Consider the following 16,866-nt stretch of genomic DNA (forward strand, 5'->3'; position numbering starts at 1 on the left):
TGTTAAATATTAGTCCAGTTATGATTAATATTTATAGCCTGTACTATAATTAAAACAGTGAATATTCACCTGTAAGAATCACTAGATAAAAAACAAGTTAAACATTTTATAAAATATTTAATTTTACTAGTAAAGCTAATAAAATTTGGAGAAGAATTTGAACATTTACTGCTATGTCTGTATCCGTAGTCGTAACTGTAACATTTCTAGAATTTCTAATAACCGTTTCTTGTTTATTAATTTGTTTAATAGATGATTTTTGAAACAATTCTTGTGCTACACGGTCAGCTTTTTCACTGTCTGCTATAGAAACACTTATTATAACCACAATAGCTGCTTGTAATGCTGCTTGAATAGATAAAGCAGCTTTTGTATCTGTAGTAGTAACTTCTACATCTGCTGAATCTACAATTGTAATAGATTCTTCAGAAATTTGGTACGTTTTACTTTCTTGCGCAGCTGCTTCTGAAACGCTAGCATTTTTAAAAGACGGATGAGGATTTGAGGAATCTAATGCACTCCACTTTTTATTTTCATCTGAATGACATGTTTTGTCCATACGTTCACCCCCTTTCAATCTAAATAATTATTAACTTGTGATTGTATTTCAGAAACAATACTTTTAATTTGCTGCTTTTTTTCTGGTGATAAATTTTTTAGTTTTTCTTCATTGATTCCATGCCTATTAAAAATATCTGAGAGTAAAAGGTCTATAATTATATTCTTTTGATCCTTATCAAACTTAAAGGAAGAAAATTTATTTAAATCATCCATTTACAATGTTCACTCCTATCAGTTTCCTATAAAAATTTCAAATAACTACCAGCATTATATGCATTTAAATAAAAATTGCTTGGACAAGTAACTTAATCTTCTATTTTCACTTCTTTTTACTAATAAAATCAAAAAGCTGTCTTCTAATAAGAAGACAGCCTTCCTTTACTTCACATATATAAGTTTTATTCAATGTTAAATTATAAGTTCACCTTTGTTATTGTGTAGTTTTCCACACTTAATTTCCCATTAATCTTGAATATTAATTCAGTCATAATGAGAAGTCCAAGCTTGTACCACATATTACAACAAAAAAATATTTACTTAGAGTGAACCCTTATAGCTAAATATAAATGGGATAGACACTTTATAAAATATTTAATTTAACTAGTAACGCTAATAAAATTTGAAGGAGAATTTGAATATTCACTGCAATATCTGTATCAGTAGTTGTTACGGTTACGTTTCTGGAATTTTTAATAAATGTTTTTTGTCTATTAATTTGTTTAATAGATGATTTTTGAAACAATTCTTGTGTTATTTTATCTGCCTTTTCACTATCTGCTATAGAAATACTTACCACAACCACAATAGCTGCTTGTAATGCAGCTTGGATAGATAGCGCAGCTTTTGTATCTGTAGTAGTAACTTGTACATCTGCTGAATCTACTATTTCAATATATTCCTCAGAAATTTGATCGATTTCATCTGTTTGTATAGCTTTTTCTAAAAAATTTGCATTTTTACTAAATGAATAATAATTTAATGATTCGCAATCTTCTTTTTTTGATTCACAGTCCTCTTTTTTTGGCTCACAATCCTCTTTTTTTGGCTCAGGAACTCGTTTTTTCGGCTCAAACTCCCGGTTTAATGGATCCCGATTTTTCTTTCGTCTACAAACTTCACATTCACACATAAAATCACCCCTTTTAGTCTTAAAAATTAGCAATATTAAAATATTGACTAACTAATAGCATTTTATGTATTTTTTTAAAATTTGTTTGGACAAGTAACTTAATCTTCTACTTCTTTTTCTAATAAAAAAAGCTGCCTTCTAATAAGAAGACAACTTTCTTTGTGACTACTCTAGAATAGATTTCATACAATATAATTGTTCCTTCCTTATAACCTGAGTTCGTCACTTTAGTTATAAAAATGTGGGTATATCCTATAACCTTTTTTAGGGATCATCCATAATTTATTTCATAAAAAGTGCTTTGTTTTACTGAAAGGTGGTTGCGGAAACAACCGCCTTTTTATTCGGAACAAAATAAAACTTTTATATAAAAGGCCCATAATTAAATACACTAAACTTCATATGATATATTGCATCCTTTCTTTTTAGAATGAGTAGTCATTACTGAAGGGCACTTTTCGAAGTGCTCTTATCTTTAATCTCCCTCTTTTTCAGGAAGAGTTTTTTACTAAATCCTAATATGATTTGTATCAATAAGGCTGGCGATTACCACATTTCCTTAATAGCTTCAATGAATACAGTAGCTACTAATTAAAATACCCCTATGATTTTCTCTACACTTAAACAATCGTGCGTTATCGAACACATGAACTATTTTTTATTTTGACTATGTAACACTAAATTCACAACATTATTATCCTATATTTGGTGAAGCCTACATTTCAATGCCAGCAATCCCAAACTTTTAACTAATAACTTAAACAAATGTGCTATCTCAAGGTTCTTTTGATATAGTATGTTATGTTCTATATAATGAAGAGAGCGCTAGTATTTCCAAGGAGGATGTATATGAGTATTCAATTGGCCACATCTAACGATTTAGAATGGGTTAATAATCAATATGACTCAATAGGATTTGTAAGAAGTGATTTAAAGAGAGATAAAGTTGCAATTATTACATATAACAATGAGTATGCAGGTGTTGGACGATTAGTCCAAATAGATGCAGATACTTTAGAAATGGGTGGAATTTTTATTCTGCCTCAATTTAGAGGGCTACAATTAGCTGGTGAGCTTGTTTCATTTTTAGTGGAAACTGCGAGAAAATCACAAATACAAGATGTATATTGTCTTCCTTTTGAGGAATTAGAAAACTTTTATAAGAAATATGGCTATACTGAAGTCGATACTACGAAAGAAGCAGTCCATCCAATTATTATAAAAAAATATAATTGGTGTTTGGAGAACTACGAAAAACACGTTCTACTATTTAAATTGTAAATGTAATAAAGCGAAACTTTAATCAGTGGGGGTTTTACTGCCCGTTAATGCGGGATAACAAAGTATATTCTCAATCGTTTTTCTATTAGTACTCCTAATCGGAACCTAAGGATTAATTAAAGATATTTTATCTCTCCTTTTATAAATGGCTGATTAAAACTTAATGTTCCGTCAATACTATAGGTAACATGATTGTATTTCTCCATTCTCCCTTGGAGAGGAGCAGTAAGCTTTTGCTAGCTGCTCTTTTATTTTTTCAAAAAGTCACATAAATATCTTTAATTCCAAACATTCAAAAGATAAAATGTGATAAGATTGTTATGAAGATATTTACCAACTAATAAATGCGCCCTAGACTTACGTACTAGGGCGCATTTATTTTTTAGTATGTAATTCCTTCACTCATCTATTATCCACAAAATAAGTATCATACGCTTTATCAAAAACATATCCTAACTTTTCTGCTAGGTTAGCAGATGTAGTATTCGCTGCGTCCCAGTTTGGATACTTTCCATTTTCTAAGCAATCCAATATAAGAGCTGCACTAACTACAGTTGCCAAACCTTTTCTTCTATGATTGTGATCAGTCGCAACTTCAATTTCAATTCCATCATTATAAATACTATACGAGGATGCACCGCATACAACTTCTCCGTTATATAAAATGCTATAACCTATACCACGGTTTATATAATCTTCTACCGACTGAAATTGACTTGTAAAATCTTCGGAGATCTTATGTAATGTAGGGCTATTTGCGATATGCTCATCTATTCTTTTTAACTCATATCCTTTTGGAAGTGTTGATATAAAAGATTGTAATTTTGAACGATTAAAAACTTCTGGATTTCGTTTGAATTTATAACGTAAAAACTTATCTATTTTTCTTTCATGGAATGTTTCTAGGCGTTGTTTCCACTCTTCACTATTTACGATAGCTAAAATTCTTTCTGGAATATTACGTAATAACTCTTCTGTTTCTTGCACATTTGGGTCTCCAGCGTAAAATGTGAAAATTCCTACCGTAACTTGTGCTACTGTTGGATTTTCAAGATCATTTACCCAAGCAGTACCCATATGTCCTTGTAAATAAGAAAGTAAAACAACGTTATTGAAATCATCAAACATAGAAACTAGTTTTTTTCTTGTACGTATATTCGCTTCATATATCATTTACATTCCCGCCTTCTTTAAAATCAATCGTATTCTAAATATTTAAGATTCAATATATATAATTTTTAAATAAACCACTTACCATATAAGCAAACACCTATTAAACTAAAATTTTATATAATTATAAATTATTCACAAATATAAAATTATTATAACATCTAATAAAAAAAGAGTATCTCACTTTTTAAACTTTAGAATATACATCGTGTATGTATAAACCCTCAACATAATGTATGAGGATTTATCAAAAAATGCGTTATAACTCCTTCTTAGAAATAAAAGATTCCGTCTCACCATTCTTATATACCTTAGTCAATTTAACAACCGATTTGTACGTGTTATCGTCATCCTTTATCATTTTTTTCAGCTCTTCTATTTCGATATTACCAGTTCCACTCTCTACTTTTAAACAATTTGAAATGTTTAAGTATCCACTAGATGCGAAAAGAATAATGAATGTAATATCAGGAAAATTAATGAATAGTATTCCAAACTTCAAAGGGTTCGCAGCAGTATCCGATAAAACTAATCGAAAATCTAACAGTTCAGGTACTTGAACAAAATCCTTAGAAACAATTGCTTCACCTACGATTGCAACTTGCTTTACTATATTCCCAAGTTCATCTGTAAATTCAGTACATATAGGTGCATCAATTGTTTTCGCTTGTAAAGATAAATTTAATTCTGGATCATGAAAATCGAAAAAGATTGTGCTCCCCTCTGTTAAACATTGCGGGCACACATTTCCTAGCAAGCTAAAGTCCTCTTCAATATATTTAACTTTCGATTTGCAACTACAAACTTTTCCTATTCGGATTGCATCAATTTTTGAGCAATCTACAAATATAACCTCACTGTCTTCTTGTACAAATGATACAATCCCTTTCATCACATTAAACGAAAGAAAATAGGATACAACGATTTCGTTTCCTGCTATTACAATACTTTCAACTTTAGTATACGGTTCTAGACTTTGTAAAAATTCACATATACTATTTTGGCAACATCCACAATCACGTTTCGGCTCACAATCCACTTACACTCCATCCCTTCTTTAGATAGAATAGCTAATACATATATATGAAAGGAAAACAAAAAAGCTTGGACAATATAACTTTAACGTAGGAATATCGTTACCTATTCATAATATTAGTAAGGGAATTACACCAATAATGAGTAATAACACATAATTTTTACTATAAATACATATAACAATTTCATCTTTCATGAAAAAAACGTTATAATGAAGTGTAGCCTCTACGATTACGTTATAAAGGAGATTAAAACAATGGCTAAAATTAAAGTATACCAAGTAAAAGAAGAAAATATGGAAGCAGTAAAAAACATCATTGATGTTGAGGAACAAAACCCAACTGCTGAAAACTTACAAAATCTATACGCATGTGTATTAGAAACTGAAGATATGGCATTGCCTGAATCATACATTGAAGAAGATATCTTAATTGATTCTATGGAAGTTATGGTTAACGCTTCTCAAAGCAAAGTAAGAGACTTAGGTGCATACGATGTAATCGAAGTTCAAAACAAAGGTAAGAAAACACAAATTTTATTACTTGCAGACGAAGAATACGAAATTATCGAAGGCTAATCTAACACCATACATATGAAAAAGCTCCTTTCCAATTGGAAAGGAGCTTTTTCATTACGCTTTTGATGTTTCGCTCTTTTTATTCTTTTGTTGTTTCTTAATTACCATGCGCTCATTTCCCATAAAGAAAATGAATATGAATGCTAATCCAGCTGGTACCAATGCCCACATGAATGTTTGAACAATTGAACTAGAAAGAGCATCAATAATCTTATCTAATATTTGCGGAGGGATTTGAGATCTTGCCGATTCTGATAAAATGGCTCTTGAATCCCCTAATGTGTTTGTATTCATTCCCCCACTCATACCTTTAAATGCTTCTTCTAATTGATCTTGGAAACCTGTTCTTTGAATCATTCCGAAGATTGTAATACCAAGTGTCATACCTAATGAACGAATGAAATTACTCGTCGAAGTCGCAGATCCGCGCTGTTCCATACCGAAGTTGTGAATAGCTGCCATACTTAGTACAGAGAATGAGAAACCGACTCCAAATCCGATAATGATCATATACACTGTTAATAATGCACGACTTGTTTCTGGCGTTAATGTGCTTAATAAAAATAGTCCAATTAGCATAATAACCGCAGAAATGATCATAATGTTTCGGTAGCTAAGCTTTGTCGTTAAAAAACCACCTAACTGCGCTGTTACGACTGAGCCTAACATCATTGGTAAAAGTAATAATCCTGAGTTTGTTGCAGTGCCACCGTATACACCTTGAATAAATAATGGAATGTATACAGTTGCTGACATAAATGCAGCTCCGTAACATAAAGCAATAATTGTACTCATTCCGAACAAACGTTGTTTAAACATCTCAAATGAAATGATCGGTTCTTCTACTTTACGTTCAATAAAAATGAATGCAATAATTAAAATAACGAATCCACCAAATAAACTTAAAATAAAGTTAGAATCCCAATCATACTTTTGTCCGCCAAGTTCAAGCGCAAACATTAAAGAAACTACTGCACCAACTAAAGTAATTGCGCCAAACCAATCAATTTTTTGCTTTCTATGAACTCGTGACTCTTTATAAAAGAATGTAATAAAAATAAGTGCTAAAACGCCAAGCGGTAAGTTAATATAAAATACCCAGTGCCAGCTTATGTAATCTGTAATATACGCACCAAGCAACGGACCAAAAATACTTGATAAACCAAATACTGCTCCGAATAAACCACCCATTTTCCCGCGCTTTTCAGGAGGGAAAATATCAAAAACGATAGTAAACGCGATCGGCACTAATGCCCCGCCGCCAATACCTTGAATGGCACGATAAATCCCTAACTGTGTAATATTTTCAGCAGTACCACAAAGCGCCGAACCAATCATAAAGACGATTAAACCGAAAATAAAGAACCTCTTTCTACCATACATATCTGATAGTTTTCCGAATATCGGCATACCTGCCATTTCTGCGACCATATAGGCAGAAACGACCCATACAAAGTTTTCAAGGCCTCCTAAATCACCAACGATTGTTCCCATCGCTGTTACGACAATGGTATTATCCATTGATGCCATTAAAATACCTAGCAATAAGCCCGCTACAACAAAGCCGAGCTTATTATTCTTTTCAACCATAACCTTGCTCTCCCTCGTACTACTTATATTTGTTTATGTTCCTTTACGACTGCATTACCTTTTTGATTAAAACTAGTATGATATTCTACAACACTAATTTCACATCCGGGACCAATTGTAACATTATTTCCTCTTACTACTTCAGCAATCGTATGCTCTAAATAAATCTCATCTCCTTCAATGATAGACGTTTGGAGGCTTCCAGCATGATTTGTAAATGGAATAAATCTCGCTTTTTTACGAACGGTAATCTTCTTACCGCCAATTTCTCTTACTTTGCTACCTTCATAACGAAGTGAAATTTCAATATTTTCAGCATTAAGTAATCCATCACTTTCAAGGCCACCAGTTAGTGACAGTTCTTCAACTTCAATATCTCCTTTTACATTTAAAGCGCCTTTCACATCTACGAAATCACCAGTTAATTTCCCCTTAACTTCTATCATACCTCTTACTTTTATTTTTTCAATATGAGCATCACTATGCATTTGTGTATTTCCGTATACTTTTACATATTCCGCATCTACATTTCCTTGTACTTCACTATCTCCATACACGACATAACTTTTGACTTTCATATTACCGCACACTTCACTCGTTCCGTACGTTTTAAATTCATTACAGCTCATGTCATTAGAAATCGTTCCTTCACCGCGAATCTTCACTTTATTATAATCTCCGCCTGCTGAACTACCAGAACCATTAACAGTAAGACTATGTTGATGTTCCATATCATTTTCTCCCTTCCATTAAATCTGCTTCATTTCTTTTACATTTGCGCTTTTATCAACAGTAAGAACACCCGTATATTCGATCAGTTCAATCTCACAGTTCGGTCCTACCGTAACATTATTTCCTCTTACCGTTCTTATGTGAGCATAATCAATATCGATATTGTCACCTTCTAATAGTTCAGCCTCTAATTGCATACCAAATACTGATTTAAACAGCCTACTAAAAGTACTTAGTCTATGTTTTACTTTAATCGTTTGACCACCAATTTCTTTCGCTCGACATGTACCGTGAATATTAATATTTATTTCATCAGCGCTTAGTAATCCACCAATTGTAAATTGTCCTTCTGAAGAAAACGTATCCACTTCACAATTACCATCAATTGTCGCTTGACCATTGACTTTAAATTCTTCACCAGTGACATTTCCACCTACCGTACCTTTTCCTGCAATTTTCAAACTGTTTGCCTTCACATCTTGCGTAATTGTTGCTTTTCCATCAATTCGCATCGTTTCAGCATGAACTGTACCGTCGATTTTACCTGATCCACTAATTCTTGCATTGCTACTTTTCAAATTTCCAGTAACGGCACCGTAACCGTTACATTCAAATTGGTCACATTCAACATTTCCATTCACAGTACCTTTTCCGTTTAGTTGCACTTTATGAAACTCGCCACCATTCGATGAACCGTAACCATTTATAATCAAATTATCTGTACGCATACTTTCTCCTCCACTACAACAATTTCGTTTTTAATGCTTCGGTATATTTCATAATCGCTTCGCGTAAAACGATTTTAGTGCCTTTTTCAAAAATTAAATCTTCCACGTTTGAAACTAATAAACATGTAGAAATCCCTAACTTTCGTACAATGATTAAATCACAATTTTTATGTTTAATTGCTTCATAATTTTCACGTAAAACTTGCAAGACCATTTTTCCTTCTTCTAAACTAATATCTCCCGATTGTAATAATTCTTCTAACATGTACACATAAAGAATATCTACAAATTGAAACTCTGCTGTTTTATTCGTTTGTTCTATGAAAAATTGTAAAACTGGTTCTGATGCAATCCCCTTACGTAAAATGTCTTCCTTTGTTAAAAGAATTTCTCTCACACTCGGTGAAAACATATTCGCTAGTTCATCAAGTGATAAATCCTCTTTCATCGTTTGGATTTTATCAATACGCTCTAATATCTTTTCTTTCGGAAAAAATGTCTCTTGACCCGTGAATGTTGACTTTCGTACAAACCAATCTTCCGGTATTAAATTTTTTCTTTTCCACCTATATAACTGTCCGTATGAAATGCCAGTTAGTTCTAATAAATCTTTTTTTGAAATCAAATCTGTACTCAACTGTATAACACTCCTTCCTGATAACAATGTAACATAACACTGTTACGCTGTAAATAGACTTTTATCACAAGTAGCGTAACAATGTGTAAAACAAACCTATTCTTACATACAAAAAAGACTCTTACACATCTTATGAAAATGCGCAAAAGCCCTTATATATCAAGATTTAAACCAAATATTATAAAAATCAATCCAACCTTGTGAATTAATCATTATATTTTGGACTTTTTCATGTGTACTTACCTCTTGTTTATTACGATACAAAGGAATAATATGAATTTGACGTAACAAAGTATCCTCAATATCGCGTAACAATGTAACTCTTTTCTCTAATTCTTCTTGTTTAAAATAAATAGACAACTTTTCATAAAAGTCCATGTTGCTTTGTCCATGAATAAAACTATTTTTTGTAAGAAACATATATAATAGACTATCTTCTATTCGTTCGCTTATTGTGGCACTATCATGCATCATATCAGCCTTTTGTATCGTACTTACTTCCAATAGCTCTTCTATATCAAGAAAATTATTTTCTACACGAATCCCGTACTTCGCACACTCTTTTTGTATCCATTGTGCATCTTCAACATGATCTCGTCCTGTAAATGTGTAGAGCTGTAGCACTTCATTATGATAAGTACTCCTTTTAATTAAACTTTCTACATCTTCCTCAATCTCTACAATGCTTTCACCTGCTAATATTAGTTTCTTTGCCACTTCTCCACGTTCTCCGCCGAGTTCTTGAACGATTGTATAACCATGAATGATTTTATATAACGCTTTCCGAAATAACTCATCTTGCATTGGTCCTTCTTTCGTAAGATTACATGTTATATATGTCACGTTCGACTCAAGCCGAGACAATTCTTTATTATGTTTTTCTTTATCTTTATACTGCGCCTTTACTAAAATATCGTATGTACTTACACCTTGTTCTACATTCCACAACTCAACACGATCTAAAAAAGGTCTTTCACGAAAATATAAAGGATGACCTTCTAAAATGAACAGATTTTCATTACTTTTATATAATTGAAAAGACCCTGTTCCAATTAGCTCTCCTGCTTCATCTTCACTCACGATAGAACACTGTTCTGCACTTATCATATGTAAAAACATTTTATTTTCCGTTTGTAATTGAATTTCGACAACGTAGTCATCCACTGAACGGATACTTTCAACGTGTTGTAACATCCATGCGTGTGCATTATTTTCCAGATTCATAAATCGATTCAATGAGTATATAACATCATGTGCAGTAAGTTGTTTTCCATTATGAAAGTGAACTCCTTTTCGTAAATAAAACGTCCATATTTTTTCAGCGTCATTATATTCCCAGTGAAATGCAAGTCTTGGCTCTATAATGTTTGTATTACCGTCTACATACACGAGTGTGTCGAATATATGTTTTACCATATGACATTCTGAACGCATTGTAGCGTATACAGGATCTAATGTGATATCTAAATTCATTTGTACTTGCAACCGGAGTACATCTCTTCTCCCTTCAGATGTCATTTCAATCTTATGACCAAATATTGAATCTACCCAGCAGTGATATTCTCCCTTTACTGACGGAAAATGTGAGCTATAGCGTTCCACAAATATGCTTCCGCTTTTCACATCCCCTTTTTTCGTTATTTCTTTTCCTCTATCTAAAATTAAAGACATCGGGTGCTTTTGAAATATTAACTTGGAACGATTTCCCCTGCCGCGACCTGGAAACCACTTGATCCAATTTAACTCATCTAATTTTTTTATAATTAATTTACTATTACGCTCTGTACAAAATAATGTTTCAGATATATTTTGCACTGTTACTTCCAATCGTTCTCCCTCTTTTTTCCCTTTTCCATAAGCAATCCATAGTTCAATATATTGATCTAAAATAAACATCATAATCCCCCTAAAAGGTGAAAAATACTCCCTATTGTTTCTACCCTTTTTCCAATTCTTCTTTCATCTTATCATTTCAATATAGAAAGGAGGAATTAATATTGAATTATCTCTTACTTCGTTACAATAAACCTATTTTTATTAGACTGTGTGGTGAATTATTAACCCGAACGACTGAATCTATGCTAGCTATCATTATGATTATTTACGTTAATAAAATGTTAAACGGCAATGTAATAATAACTATGCTGATTTTCGGATTACAGCCACTTTCAGACATTTTATTTACACTTATTGCTGGAGGAATTACTGATAAATATGGCCGGAAAAAGATTATGTTACTCGGCTTATTGCTACAAAGTGTTGCAATCGGTAGTTTCGTTTTCGCTCAATCCGTTTTTATATTTGCACTGTTATATGTCATTAATGGCATTGGCCGTTCCTTATATATTCCGGCTCAACGTGCACAAATTGCTGATTTAACAAAAAAAGAGCAGCAAGCAGAAATTTTTGCTCTCCTACAAACGATGGGAGCAATTGGATCCGTAATCGGCCCTTTAATCGGTGCAAGTTTTTATAATACTCACCCAGAATATTTATTTATCGTGCAAAGTGTAACCCTTACGATATATGCCGTTGTTGTTTGGACCCAGCTCCCAGAAACCGTTCCGACTATAAGTAAGACGAAACAAACAATTGAGGCAAGTTCACCAAAGCAATTTGTTTTTAAACATTACGCCATATTCGGTCTTATGTTTTCTACACTTCCTATTAGCTTTTTTTATGCACAAACTGAGACGAATTATCGTATTTTTGCAGAACATGTATTTCCTAATCTCGTATTCATACTCGCATTTATTTCAACATGCAAAGCCATTTTGGAAATCATTCTACAAATCTTCCTCGTAAAATGGTCTGAACGATTTTCTATGGCGAAAATCATCCTTATTTCTTACGCCTGCTATACGATAGCTGCAGTTGGCTTTAGTTATTCAACGACGATATTGTCGTTGTTCTTCACCTTACTCTTTTTAGTCATTGGAGAAAGTATTGCTTTAAACCATTTATTGCGATTCGTTTCAGAAATTGCACCTCATGATAAACGTGGTTTATATTTTTCAATTTACGGTATACACTGGGATATATCTCGAACGTGTGGACCTGTTATTGGTGCAGTTTTATTAAGTAAATTAAATGGAAGTATGCTGTTTTATATTTGTGCTAGTTTCTTATTAATTGGAGGTATTGTTCAAGCACTGTTTGTTCAAAATTTAGAACGTAAAAAAATCATGAACCAGCCTACACATAATTTATAGGTTACTACTTTTTCAGTAGATCAATATTTCTTATTGGATGAATATTAAAAAACAAAAGTGAAGTATTTCGCATATGAAAGTATGTTTTATATGGCAGGAGACGTTCCTTATTTACAACTAAAAACACCTCACTTCAATAAAGTGAGGTGTTTTTGAAATCACTTAATTTCTTATCCTGCCATTTTATTAATACTATCCTCTGGTGAAAATACAGAAATATGATCTACCTTACCATTCGATTTTGGAATGACAAATTTCAGCTCATACTGGTTATTTACTTTGTATACATATATTTTATCTTCACCATTCTCTTTAACTGAAGATGGTTTTCCTAATGCTTTTTCAATTTCTTGTAATGTAATCAATTTTAGTTCTGCATGATATGAGCGTACATCAAAAACTTGTGACCCTTTATTAAATCCGAAAACAACATTTTTATTTGTAAAAGTTGCGTACATTCCATTCCCTGCATATTCGGTTTTATTTGCTTGCCCCCACGCTTTTTCAATTTCTTCAATATCCCCTGTATGGGCTCCAAATGGCACATTAGGTACCTTTCCTTCTTTTGCTAGTTCAAACAAATCTTTAACGTGGTTAATTGATTTTTGATTAAGTGTTCTATTTTTCGAATCTGGCTCAGGTGATGGTTTTGTTGTTTTTTCATTACTTGGTTTTGCTTCAGGATTTTTCTGTTCTTCTGAAGAATTGCTTTGTTCATTTTTATTATTTTCCAAGGTTGGATTTGTTTCCTTTTTTTCGTCTGTCCCATTACATGCTGCTAGCGCAAACATACATGCTATAGCCAAAAACAACATAACTATTTTCAAATACCCTTTCATCATTTTACCCCCCTATTGCATCTTATTCATTTCGATAACCAACCCATTACACTACTTTTCAAATTATGTTTGTTCCAAAAAGTCAGTGCTTCATTCTCTCCAAAGGCTTGTACAAAATATGTTACAAAAGATGTTCCTAAAAAGTAACCAAGTCTGTTATATCCGAAGTAACTACCTCCTGATAAACGGAACCATTCTTTCTCTTTTTCATCTGTCCATCCTTCAACATAATCTTGTAAAAAACGTTTCTTTATTTTCTCTTCATTTTCTTTATAATATTGTAGCCATAGATCACCGTCACTATTATATGAGTAGTAAACAGACTCATTTAAATCTTTAACGATTTTTTTTGATAAATAAGTTGCAACACCTTCACGATACAAACTTACCGACGCATCGGTCCATTCAGCCCTAGTCCAATCCATTCCAGTATTTTGTAGCATAACATTATGATATATATGACCTATTTCGTGAGCAGCAATAACACGAAGATGATTCAAATCTGGAGATAATTTTTCTGCCGCAAAAAATATGTCTCCAATGATTTCCCTTTCTACAAATGCATTTGAACCAAATCCTCCAACGAATACATGGAATTTCATATTTACATCAAAGTTATATTTATTACGATATTCATTTGTTACCTCTTGAATAATGATTGGTAATGATTCTGCAATAATATGAATATCTTCTATTTTTGCGGGATATTGTTTAATGGCATTAGAAAGACGTTCTTTCGTTTTAGGACAATGATACTTAAAGTATTCTTCAAATATCTCTGAATGCGAAGTAAAGTAGCGATTAAGGAGTTCTAATTCTAAATCGTCACTTTCCCATAATTTCAAAAAACTTGGAATTATATTGTTAATCACTGTATTCATCTCCTTATTTAAACCTTCTCTTCTCAATGATAATATCCTCTATCTATAGCTGAAAATATGCCGTCACAACAGCTCCTTGAAACAGAAAAAAACCAGTAGGAAGTGATTACTCTTTTCCTACTGGTTGAAATGAAATTAAACGGTAAATCTTAGTTTCTTAAAAAATGTAGCGATAGTGCTTTTTACAGTTTCAAAATTATAAGCAAATGTATTATCTCCACTTAATGATGAAATACATGTTAAACCTGCAGCTTTAATAAAAGCTTTTACATCTACAAGCATAGAATTAGCCTCCATGAATTTAATTACAATCATTATAACAGGTGTTTTACGATACTAACATGAAAGTAATAAATAATCCTACTTAATAAATAAATTTCTATTATTAATTTATCCCGCTATTTGCCGGGCAGTAAGATCCCCACTTCGAAGCAAAGAAGTTAGATGGGGGTAAGGGCTGCCCGTAAAAGCCCGATTGGTAGGGCTAATAATCAGTGGGGACGAACCACCCACTGATTAAAGCTTCACTTTATTTAGCTCAAAGTACACCATTTCAATGTCATATAAAAAAGCTGCCCAAAAGGACAGCTTTAAATATGTATATTACACTTCGATTGACTTACCGTCTTCAACAATATGATAAAGTAAGTGAGCTAAATGATGAATTGGACCATATTCTTCCTCTTCCTCATCTGTTTCACCTTGGTATTCCAGATCATTTAAGTATAGTGCTAAAAATTGATAGTATAGTTTTAAATCAAATCCATAACACGCAGTTGGTTCTTCATGATCTCCTTCATATTGTAACATTAAGTATTGATCATTTCCTTCTGCATCTTCTGCATCAAAGAATACGAAGAAGCCAACGTTTGTATCTAAATCAAATAAATGACGAGTACCTTTTTCAGTTGCTTTATTGAAGTCCTCTTCACTTAATTTATGTACTGTTGTCGCTTTAGCATTATCTTCTTGATGGAAATTTACTGTGAATGTTTTCAATGCTGACACCTCCTGATTGTATAATACTAGCATAACATATAAAAAGGACTGCTTACAAATGTAAACAGTCCTTACATTCATTTTCGCATTGCTCGTAATAAGAAGCTTACGATGAAAATTAAAATGATCGCACCGATTAAAGCTGGAATAATTGCATATCCGCCAATGACTGGACCAAAACTACCAAGTAATTTCGAACCAACCCAAGAACCGATAATACCAGCAATAATATTACCAATTACACCACCTGGTACATCCCTTCCAGTAATTAAGCTTGCAAACCATCCTAATAAACCACCAACGATTAAAGACCAGATCATATAATAACCTCCTTTATATTTAACCAATCAAAATATAATTAGAAACAATTGCTTACCATTAGTTATGTGACATTTTTCATAAGTTATTCATGCTGCTCAACTATAAGATTTTTGAGAATAATACACACCGATAAACTATTTTTCGAACTAACGATTTATCCGACTTGTTATTACACACATTAAGGACAATCTGGCTTCAATATTGTTCGCATAAACTCTTCTTTAAAAGCAGGATAGTTAAAACCAACAGCAATTCTCTGAATCGGCCGATCATCAAACCTTGTTGGTTCAGCTATTTTTCTAAAGTCAGCTACACTTTGGCCCCTAGTCACATCATTTGTCGTACTAATCCACACTGCCGATTTTTTATATTCGAAAATACTATCGTTTATAAACGAGACAAACGGTAGTAAATCGTGTATGGGACTTCCACCAATACCTGGATATTCTTTTTTATAAAAATTCTCATAATAAAAATCAATCATTGGTTTAATGAGTTTCGCCTGTCCAGTTCCTTGTTTATCTATTATATTGGCCATTTCAGGCGTAATAAGCGCACCCTGTGTTACATTTAACGGGTATATAGTAGCGTTTTTCGCATATTTCATAACAATATTTGCTGCAATTGGATCACCATAAAAATTCGCTTCAGATACTGGTGTAACATTACCTGGAAATAGGAAAGCGCCGCCCATTATATAATACGAACAAATACGATCCATTATATTTGGATACAATAAAAATAACGTAGCAAGCGTCGTTAGTCTTCCTGTCGCCACAATTATAATATCTTCTGGACAAGGTTCGATTAATTTGATTAATTCACAAAAATTTTCTCGTTTACAAATTCTCATTTCAGGTGGAATAATAGGACCTAAACCATGATCCCCATGGATTTCAGGGAAAAACAAAGGTTCTTCAGCTGTCATCGGCCTACTCGCACCTTCAATAATTTTCACTTGTGTAGCATAGTACCTTTCTAAAAAATAAACATTTTCCGTAACGATATCTCGTGATACATTCCCGTACTCTGCAACAATACCTAGAATATCTAATTTACATGTTTTATTTGCATAAATTAACGCTACGGCGTCATCAATACCAAAGTCTCCAAAAAAGATGATTTTCTTATTAACTATTCTCACCCCTCTTCAGCATAATCTACTATTATTATT

At 32.6% G+C, this 16,866-nt stretch carries 19 protein-coding genes; 3 read left to right on the plus strand and 16 right to left on the minus strand.

Annotated elements, in window-relative coordinates:
- Window positions 1-106 precede the first annotated feature (106 nt).
- The 3 genes from BUA87_RS05900 to BUA87_RS05910 form a co-directional block, all read right to left on the minus strand.
- Complete coding sequence (locus BUA87_RS05900; RefSeq protein ID WP_000361677.1) at window positions 107-559, minus strand: spore coat protein; 453 nt, start codon at window positions 557-559, stop codon at window positions 107-109.
- A 14-nt stretch (window positions 560-573) separates the two neighbouring features.
- Window positions 574-774 (minus strand): spore coat protein W, encoded by a 201-nt coding sequence (locus BUA87_RS05905; protein ID WP_000342253.1) that lies wholly within the window; start codon window positions 772-774, stop codon window positions 574-576.
- Between the two features lie 367 nt (window positions 775-1,141).
- Window positions 1,142-1,690 carry a spore coat protein gene (locus BUA87_RS05910; RefSeq protein ID WP_072938750.1) on the minus strand — a complete coding sequence of 183 codons (549 nt, stop codon included), beginning with the start codon at window positions 1,688-1,690 and terminating at the stop codon, window positions 1,142-1,144.
- 849 nt (window positions 1,691-2,539) lie between these two features.
- On the opposite strand from BUA87_RS05910, the gene BUA87_RS05915 reads away from it, so the two are divergent.
- Window positions 2,540-2,971: a GNAT family N-acetyltransferase gene (locus tag BUA87_RS05915; protein ID WP_000027160.1), complete on the plus strand. Its 432-nt coding sequence runs from the start codon at window positions 2,540-2,542 to the stop codon at window positions 2,969-2,971.
- 402 nt (window positions 2,972-3,373) lie between these two features.
- On the opposite strand, the gene BUA87_RS05920 is transcribed toward BUA87_RS05915, so the two are convergent.
- Both BUA87_RS05920 and BUA87_RS05925 read right to left on the minus strand, forming a co-directional pair.
- A complete protein-coding gene (locus BUA87_RS05920) occupies window positions 3,374-4,144 on the minus strand; it encodes a GNAT family N-acetyltransferase (protein ID WP_072938753.1) in 771 nt (256 codons plus the stop codon).
- Between the two features lie 256 nt (window positions 4,145-4,400).
- Entirely contained in the window at window positions 4,401-5,180 is a 780-nt protein-coding gene (locus BUA87_RS05925) for a BC_2878 family exosporium-associated protein (RefSeq protein WP_071714224.1), read from the minus strand.
- A gap of 252 nt (window positions 5,181-5,432) precedes the next feature.
- On the opposite strand from BUA87_RS05925, the gene BUA87_RS05930 reads away from it, so the two are divergent.
- Window positions 5,433-5,753, plus strand: coding sequence for a hypothetical protein (locus BUA87_RS05930; RefSeq protein ID WP_001062742.1), 321 nt, complete (start codon window positions 5,433-5,435; stop codon window positions 5,751-5,753).
- 54 nt (window positions 5,754-5,807) lie between these two features.
- On the opposite strand, the gene BUA87_RS05935 is transcribed toward BUA87_RS05930, so the two are convergent.
- The 5 genes from BUA87_RS05935 to BUA87_RS05955 form a co-directional block, all read right to left on the minus strand.
- Window positions 5,808-7,343 carry an MDR family MFS transporter gene (locus BUA87_RS05935; protein WP_000229635.1) on the minus strand — a complete coding sequence of 512 codons (1,536 nt, stop codon included), beginning with the start codon at window positions 7,341-7,343 and terminating at the stop codon, window positions 5,808-5,810.
- 23 nt (window positions 7,344-7,366) lie between these two features.
- Entirely contained in the window at window positions 7,367-8,074 is a 708-nt protein-coding gene (locus tag BUA87_RS05940; protein ID WP_000401031.1) for a polymer-forming cytoskeletal protein, read from the minus strand.
- An 18-nt stretch (window positions 8,075-8,092) separates the two neighbouring features.
- Window positions 8,093-8,803, minus strand: coding sequence for a bactofilin family protein (locus tag BUA87_RS05945; protein ID WP_001258371.1), 711 nt, complete (start codon window positions 8,801-8,803; stop codon window positions 8,093-8,095).
- Between the two features lie 13 nt (window positions 8,804-8,816).
- The gene (locus BUA87_RS05950; RefSeq protein WP_000102245.1) at window positions 8,817-9,440 is read right to left on the minus strand and encodes a YhbD family protein; all 624 of its coding nucleotides are present in this window, start codon (window positions 9,438-9,440) and stop codon (window positions 8,817-8,819) included.
- Between the two features lie 159 nt (window positions 9,441-9,599).
- On the minus strand, window positions 9,600-11,336 hold the full coding sequence (locus BUA87_RS05955; RefSeq protein WP_000470196.1) for an ABC transporter substrate-binding protein: 1,737 nt from the start codon (window positions 11,334-11,336) through the stop codon (window positions 9,600-9,602).
- Between the two features lie 101 nt (window positions 11,337-11,437).
- Here BUA87_RS05955 and BUA87_RS05960 point away from each other — a divergent pair, with 101 nt between their 5' ends.
- Entirely contained in the window at window positions 11,438-12,652 is a 1,215-nt protein-coding gene (locus tag BUA87_RS05960; RefSeq protein WP_061660911.1) for an MDR family MFS transporter, read from the plus strand.
- Window positions 12,653-12,822: 170 nt separating this feature from the next.
- Here the strand turns inward: BUA87_RS05960 and BUA87_RS05965 are convergent, their stop codons facing one another.
- The 6 genes from BUA87_RS05965 to BUA87_RS05990 all read right to left on the minus strand — a co-directional run bounded on the left by BUA87_RS05965 (window position 12,823) and on the right by BUA87_RS05990 (window position 16,836).
- Window positions 12,823-13,494, minus strand: coding sequence for a YjgB family protein (locus tag BUA87_RS05965; RefSeq protein WP_072938755.1), 672 nt, complete (start codon window positions 13,492-13,494; stop codon window positions 12,823-12,825).
- Window positions 13,495-13,517: 23 nt separating this feature from the next.
- Window positions 13,518-14,372 carry an aminopeptidase gene (locus BUA87_RS05970; protein WP_072939494.1) on the minus strand — a complete coding sequence of 285 codons (855 nt, stop codon included), beginning with the start codon at window positions 14,370-14,372 and terminating at the stop codon, window positions 13,518-13,520.
- Between the two features lie 135 nt (window positions 14,373-14,507).
- The gene (locus BUA87_RS05975; RefSeq protein WP_000959551.1) at window positions 14,508-14,654 is read right to left on the minus strand and encodes a hypothetical protein; all 147 of its coding nucleotides are present in this window, start codon (window positions 14,652-14,654) and stop codon (window positions 14,508-14,510) included.
- A gap of 321 nt (window positions 14,655-14,975) precedes the next feature.
- The gene (locus tag BUA87_RS05980; protein ID WP_025118014.1) at window positions 14,976-15,371 is read right to left on the minus strand and encodes a hypothetical protein; all 396 of its coding nucleotides are present in this window, start codon (window positions 15,369-15,371) and stop codon (window positions 14,976-14,978) included.
- Between the two features lie 77 nt (window positions 15,372-15,448).
- Window positions 15,449-15,691: a GlsB/YeaQ/YmgE family stress response membrane protein gene (locus tag BUA87_RS05985; RefSeq protein WP_025118015.1), complete on the minus strand. Its 243-nt coding sequence runs from the start codon at window positions 15,689-15,691 to the stop codon at window positions 15,449-15,451.
- A 179-nt stretch (window positions 15,692-15,870) separates the two neighbouring features.
- Window positions 15,871-16,836 (minus strand): nucleoside hydrolase, encoded by a 966-nt coding sequence (locus BUA87_RS05990; protein WP_001223685.1) that lies wholly within the window; start codon window positions 16,834-16,836, stop codon window positions 15,871-15,873.
- Window positions 16,837-16,866: the final 30 nt, after the last annotated feature.

The organism is Bacillus sp. bc15, from assembly GCF_900142585.1.
GTDB classification, from domain to species: domain Bacteria; phylum Bacillota; class Bacilli; order Bacillales; family Bacillaceae_G; genus Bacillus_A; species Bacillus_A cereus.

Excerpts from the sequence above, each read along its gene's own strand:
- BUA87_RS05940 (WP_000401031.1), bottom strand. The coding sequence starts at position 8,074 with ATGGAACATCAACATAGTCTTACTGTTAATGGTTCTGGTAGTTCAGCA.
- BUA87_RS05965 (WP_072938755.1), bottom strand. The coding sequence starts at position 13,494 with ATGATGAAAGGGTATTTGAAAATAGTTATGTTGTTTTTGGCTATAGCA.
- BUA87_RS05935 (WP_000229635.1), bottom strand. The coding sequence starts at position 7,343 with ATGGTTGAAAAGAATAATAAGCTCGGCTTTGTTGTAGCGGGCTTATTG.
- BUA87_RS05905 (WP_000342253.1), bottom strand. The coding sequence starts at position 774 with ATGGATGATTTAAATAAATTTTCTTCCTTTAAGTTTGATAAGGATCAA.
- BUA87_RS05975 (WP_000959551.1), bottom strand. The coding sequence starts at position 14,654 with ATGCTTGTAGATGTAAAAGCTTTTATTAAAGCTGCAGGTTTAACATGT.
- BUA87_RS05930 (WP_001062742.1), top strand. The coding sequence starts at position 5,433 with ATGGCTAAAATTAAAGTATACCAAGTAAAAGAAGAAAATATGGAAGCA.
- BUA87_RS05945 (WP_001258371.1), bottom strand. The coding sequence starts at position 8,803 with ATGCGTACAGATAATTTGATTATAAATGGTTACGGTTCATCGAATGGT.
- BUA87_RS05970 (WP_072939494.1), bottom strand. The coding sequence starts at position 14,372 with ATGAATACAGTGATTAACAATATAATTCCAAGTTTTTTGAAATTATGG.
- BUA87_RS05985 (WP_025118015.1), bottom strand. The coding sequence starts at position 15,691 with ATGATCTGGTCTTTAATCGTTGGTGGTTTATTAGGATGGTTTGCAAGC.
- BUA87_RS05915 (WP_000027160.1), top strand. The coding sequence starts at position 2,540 with ATGAGTATTCAATTGGCCACATCTAACGATTTAGAATGGGTTAATAAT.
- BUA87_RS05910 (WP_072938750.1), bottom strand. The coding sequence starts at position 1,690 with ATGTGTGAATGTGAAGTTTGTAGACGAAAGAAAAATCGGGATCCATTA.
- BUA87_RS05900 (WP_000361677.1), bottom strand. The coding sequence starts at position 559 with ATGGACAAAACATGTCATTCAGATGAAAATAAAAAGTGGAGTGCATTA.
- BUA87_RS05920 (WP_072938753.1), bottom strand. The coding sequence starts at position 4,144 with ATGATATATGAAGCGAATATACGTACAAGAAAAAAACTAGTTTCTATG.
- BUA87_RS05955 (WP_000470196.1), bottom strand. The coding sequence starts at position 11,336 with ATGTTTATTTTAGATCAATATATTGAACTATGGATTGCTTATGGAAAA.